Source organism: Hominilimicola sp. (genome assembly GCF_046972485.1).
GTDB lineage: Bacteria > Bacillota > Clostridia > UBA1381 > UBA1381 > Hominilimicola > Hominilimicola fabiformis.
On sequence record NZ_JBKVWU010000140.1, the window covers coordinates 1 to 5,353 of the forward strand.

Genomic DNA, 5,353 nt, shown 5'->3' on the forward strand with positions numbered 1-5,353 from the left:
TGTCGGTGTCACTGTTGGTGTTGCTGTCGGTGTCACTGTTGGTGTTGCTGTCGGTGTCACTGTTGGTGTTGCTGTCGGTACAACTGTTTTCACCAAACCAAAATCGACTGTTTTATTCTGTTCATCCTCTACTGTAATTTCAGAATTGTTATTATCTGTTGTAATTGTATATACATCAGATATCGTGATTGTAACTATATATGTTCCTACTGGTAAATCTGCTGTTGTATAATTTCCGTCTCCGTCAGTTGTATATTCATATATTTTAGTAGGATCATTTTTATCTGTAATTGTAATTTTTACACCTCTGATAGCATCTTCATTATCTGCTTTTACTTTATCTTCATTAATATCATTCCACACATTACCGCTGATTGTACCTTTCATTTGTACTGCTTGCACGGCATATTTTAAATGTGTAGAACTACCTGTTTGTGTTACATCCGTTTCACTTGCATCACTGCCGTCTTGATAAATTAATTTCCATCCACTGAACTTATAACCGTCAGGTACACCGGCAGTTATCGGCACAGAGCCTAACTTATAGCTGTTTGTGGTTGTTCCGTCAACTTGGTTATTTATGAATGTTCCAACATACGAACCGATACGACTGTTATTTATAACTTGGTTTTCACTATCAACAACATTTCCGTTTGAATCAGCTTGACTTCCGTATGGATAAAATTCCTGTCTTACACCTCTGTTATATATTCTTAGATTAGCAATATATGTAGTTGCTTGTGCCGGTTCAAAATACGGTGCGTCATCACCGTTTGTAATTTTACCTCGATTAAAGCATATAGCTCTATAGTATGTACTTTTTAAATTTCTTGCTTGTATATATTGTTCAGCAAGTTTAGTTTCACCGTCATATAACAATGCTTTTTCCGAACCGCCCTTATGGTCATATATCAAAGTCATAGAATACCATTTACCGCATTCAAGCTCTTCATCATAGACTTTTGTATATTTTTCTTGAGCTGTCCAAGAACAAATTCCTGCATCACTGATTATTATTGTGTTACCGTATCCTTCCGTAGAACCTGCTTTTCCCGCATTATAAAGCGTTATATAGCTACCTTTTTTCGGCAAATAGAAATCAAACTCTGTATAGCTTGTAATGCCCTGTGCACTTGAACCTGTTGCTATTTTGTTACCAAATCCACTTGAATTAGCCGTTTCGGCATTATAATCAACATAACCTTTTTCATTCGGCACTTGCAACTCATCATATGATGTTTTATATTTCCATGTTGAATTAGAATCATTGTTTGAGATTACTGTAACGGCATCGTTCGGAAGTTCTCTTATCGGCGGAGCGGTTGTTTCTATTTTGTCTTTATCTTCCGCTGTTTTTACTGCCTTGATATTGTCAAGATATATGTAGTGTTCTGTATCTTGTCCCTTTTTATCTGTTGTATCTTTTAAATCCCATTTTTGTGATGATACGATAAATCCGTTCCATGAAGCATATTTAGGTATAGTTGTTGTAATTGTCGCTGTTTGTGTTGTATCTTGCGTGTTGGTTATTGTAAATTTGATTTGACTGTTTAGAAAATCAATTTCTGCATCTACATGAAAATAGTTAAATGCATTTTCTGCAAGTGTTATACCTTCAATTTCTTTATACGGATCAGATGCTGATCTTGGCTCATAATATGCAAGCTTGTCTGTCATATCAAATCTATGAATTCCATTGTCGTTACGTTTTGTACGGCCTGTCACAAATGTAAGCAAGTGTTTGCTTAAATCTGAGGCATCAGCAATATCAGCATCGATTTCACTATAACTCAAATCATTAAAATCATAAGGAACACTTCCGCTTTCAACAGCGTCACTTGTCATAGTTATTCCCTGTGGCATACCGACATTTGCTGAACCGTCATTGTTTATGATGTTGTACAAAGAAAAATCATAGCTCACTTTAATTTTATCAGTTCTTTGAATTTTCTCATTATCCAATGTCAAACGTGAACCACGGTATCCGTTACCGATTTCTGTGCCTTTTTGCGGTGTAAGATGACTGTAAAAGGCTTTACCGCTTATACCGCTGTTTTCAGGATTTGTAGCAGTTTGTTGTTCACCGTTTTTCACATATTTTAAATCAGATGCATCTTCTATCGATGTATAATTCGGTGATGTACTATTTACTGTACCACCATATTCATCCATTATTTTATATAATGATGATTCTCCATCATTATCAAATGTAATAGATAAAATATCTTCTTCTGTTTCTAATTCTGTCAAACCGGTAGGCACAGGCAATGGCGTAAGTTCCCCATCTTCCGCCAAAACATTTGGAGTAAAAGGTACAAATAGCTGCCCGGCTATGACCGCCGACATGATTAAACTTGTAATTTTTTTCATTTTTCAGGCTCCTTTTTCCTTTAATTGGTTTATATTTTACCATTTATCAAGAAAATATTATAGCTGTTAGGTAAGTTTTTGTACATATCAAACATTGACCAAAAAGACTCATTTATTGACATACTAAGTATGAAATATTGATATAGAAAATTCTTAATTGACACAAAAAAATATTTATTGTATAATTTTTTAGAGAGGTGGTGTGAAAAATGACATCAACTGATAGTCTATATATATCTTTAGATAACCTATATTTATCTTTTGAATGTATCCCTCATAATAAAAGAAATTGCCAACGAAATTCAATATCAATATTTTATGTATACGAGGGCGAAGGATTTTTATATTCTTCTAATGAATCTCAGTCATTGAGTGAGGGCGATTTTGTACTTATCATGCCTAAAACAAAGTTTTCACTTGTTTCTCAATCGTCCGAAAAAGGCTCTCCTATGCGAGTCTGCTCTATTGAAATTAATCAAGAATTTTTTAATGGGCTGATTAAACAGTATAATAGAGTTATAGGTGTGCATGTCTGTAAATTGTACAACATACTTATTAATATGTCTCCATTTTATGCTGTTATACACGATGATGCAGCACATAACATAAAACATTTATCATGGCTTATTGCACATGAATATAATCATTTTACATTAGGAAGTAATGAAATAATTCAAAGTTCATTAAATAATTTGATGATTACAATAACACGACTATACGAATTTCAAAATACTGATGCAACGCCTTTGGAATCCAAAAATCACGAAATTGATAAAATTATAAAATATATTCATTCTAATTTCGGAAAAAAAATAACACTTGAACTACTTGCGTCAGATATGCACTTATCCAGAGAATATCTTTCACGATATTTCAAACGTTATACGGGTAAAAATATATCGGAAACACTCCTTGAAGTAAGGATGTACCACGCTAAAGAAATGCTTATAACAACCACCCATGCCGTTGCTGATATTGGATTATATTGCGGATATACATCGAGCAGTAATTTTCAAAAAGCATTCAAAAAATATACAGGAATGTCACCAAGAGAATTTAGAAACATCAATACATAAAATATACATCAATTTAAAATGATGTGCATTTGTTGTAGTCAAGCTTTTTTGTATAAATGTAACTCGTTTCAAGTATTATGTAAACCTTCATTATAGCGTAGAATAGAAATACACTAAATGGAGGTTTTTAATTATGCTACGAAGAAAAAGAACACAGGAAGAAATTGCACGAAAGGAACGAACAAAAGCACTTATGAAAGAATTGAGCATCAAAGATATTTCGTACTAATACGATAATTGGAAATATTCTTCGCTGATAGAATCCGCTATTGACTTGCCGATTTTTTGATAACGCAAAAGCGGACGGAATTTAATTCCGTCCGCTTAAATAAAATTTTCTATACCATTTTGTATTTACACAAAACTAAAAGAATACTCTTTTAGTTATTGTATACCTCTGCTATTGCTTTACCTGCCGCTATTCCAACTGTATTATATGCGATTTGGTGAAAATGATAATTGTCTTTCATATTTTCCTTAAATTCAAGGAATGAACCTACTGTATAAACATTATCATTCTCACTTGCAAGTTCTGCTTGTGCATCGTGTACTGTAACATACGCCTCATCATGTTTGCCGTCTGTATCATCGTCACCGTTATATTGACCTGTTTGAACTATGAACATATCTGTAACGCCCACTGTTTTCATATACTCAAACACATTAAGCGTCTGTGACTTATATGACGCTGCCGACTGACTTCCCGAATAAATTTTATCCGCGTCTGCCTCGCCTTGACACCAAACCATAAAGATATGATTTACAGTATAACCGTTATCTTCAAGATAGGTTTTAGCGGCGGTAAGTCGCGACTGTGCTTCATTCTTTTGTGCCGCAGTATTCCAATATCCTATATTTGTACCGCCTCTTGATGCTTGGACTCCTACAATCGGAACACCTGTTTGGGCATAATAGCTGTTCATAAGTGATGAAACCATATCCCCACTTCTTCTGTCTACACCGTTACTTCCGTTGTCATTTATAGAATCGTTGTTTTCACTCTTGCCAAAAGGTTCTGATACACCGAATAACATATCTGCATTTGATACACTTCTGAATTCATATCCTGCGCCTATCGGGCATTCTGTCGCGTCAGCGTATTCACCACGTCCTGCCATATTTGACTGCCCCATAAATATAGCCAAGTCAACAGTTTTTGTATTTTTAGTCTTATTGTCTGTTAAATTCTTTGCAAACAACCAATCAAGCAAGCCTGATGTATTCGCAGCTGACTTCAGAATATTATGACCTTCACCGTAAATTTCTTTATATTCAACATTCGTCGCACCGTTTTCGACAAGTGCTTTATATATTGCCTTTGAAGAATCATTAATTTCCGTATCGTCCTCGCTACCCGCAAAAATCATTACGCCTGTATTATTTTTTGCTATTGCCTGCGCCGACGTTGTATCGCCTTTTCCTGCTATTGCAATTATTCCTGCATACTTATCGGGATTATCAGAGACAACCTTATAACAGCCCTCTGTACCCTCTGAATAACCAGAAATATATATTTTCTCACTGTTTACACTATACTGATTTTGAATATCATTTACAACTCCGTCAATCATATCCGACAAATCAGTCCAACTGTTATCCGCACTGCATTGCGGTGCAACAAGAATACAAGGATTTGTGCTTTCCTGTTCTATAACCTTATCAAATAAATCTTGTGCGTTATACAACTGCTGTTCATTATCGTTGCCCTTTCTTGTTTCACCGTGCAAGAACATTACTACCGGATACGATACTGAACTGTCATAATTTTCAGGAAGATAATATCTGTATTTCAGTGCACTTCCGTCTTTTGTATATGTTCCGCTTTTAAACTTAGGGAACGCAGTTTCGTCTGTATCCGATGAATCGGTTTCATATTCTCTTACTACAAGATTGTCAAGATATATACT

General features: G+C 34.9%; 3 protein-coding genes. 1 reads left to right on the top strand and 2 read right to left on the bottom strand.

Going from position 1 to position 5,353, the window contains the following annotated elements; translation table 11 throughout:
• Positions 1 to 2,370, bottom strand: a 2,370-nt coding sequence (locus ACLTU0_RS10565; protein WP_412322398.1) for an SdrD B-like domain-containing protein, incomplete at its 3' end; no start/stop codon positions are given.
• 209 nt (positions 2,371 to 2,579) lie between these two features.
• On the opposite strand from ACLTU0_RS10565, the gene ACLTU0_RS10570 reads away from it, so the two are divergent.
• Positions 2,580 to 3,446, top strand: a complete 867-nt coding sequence (locus ACLTU0_RS10570; RefSeq protein ID WP_412322399.1) for an AraC family transcriptional regulator — start codon at positions 2,580 to 2,582, stop codon at positions 3,444 to 3,446.
• Positions 3,447 to 3,826: 380 nt separating this feature from the next.
• Here the strand turns inward: ACLTU0_RS10570 and ACLTU0_RS10575 are convergent.
• Positions 3,827 to 5,353, bottom strand: a 1,527-nt coding sequence (locus ACLTU0_RS10575; protein ID WP_412322400.1) for a sialate O-acetylesterase, incomplete at its 5' end; no start/stop codon positions are given.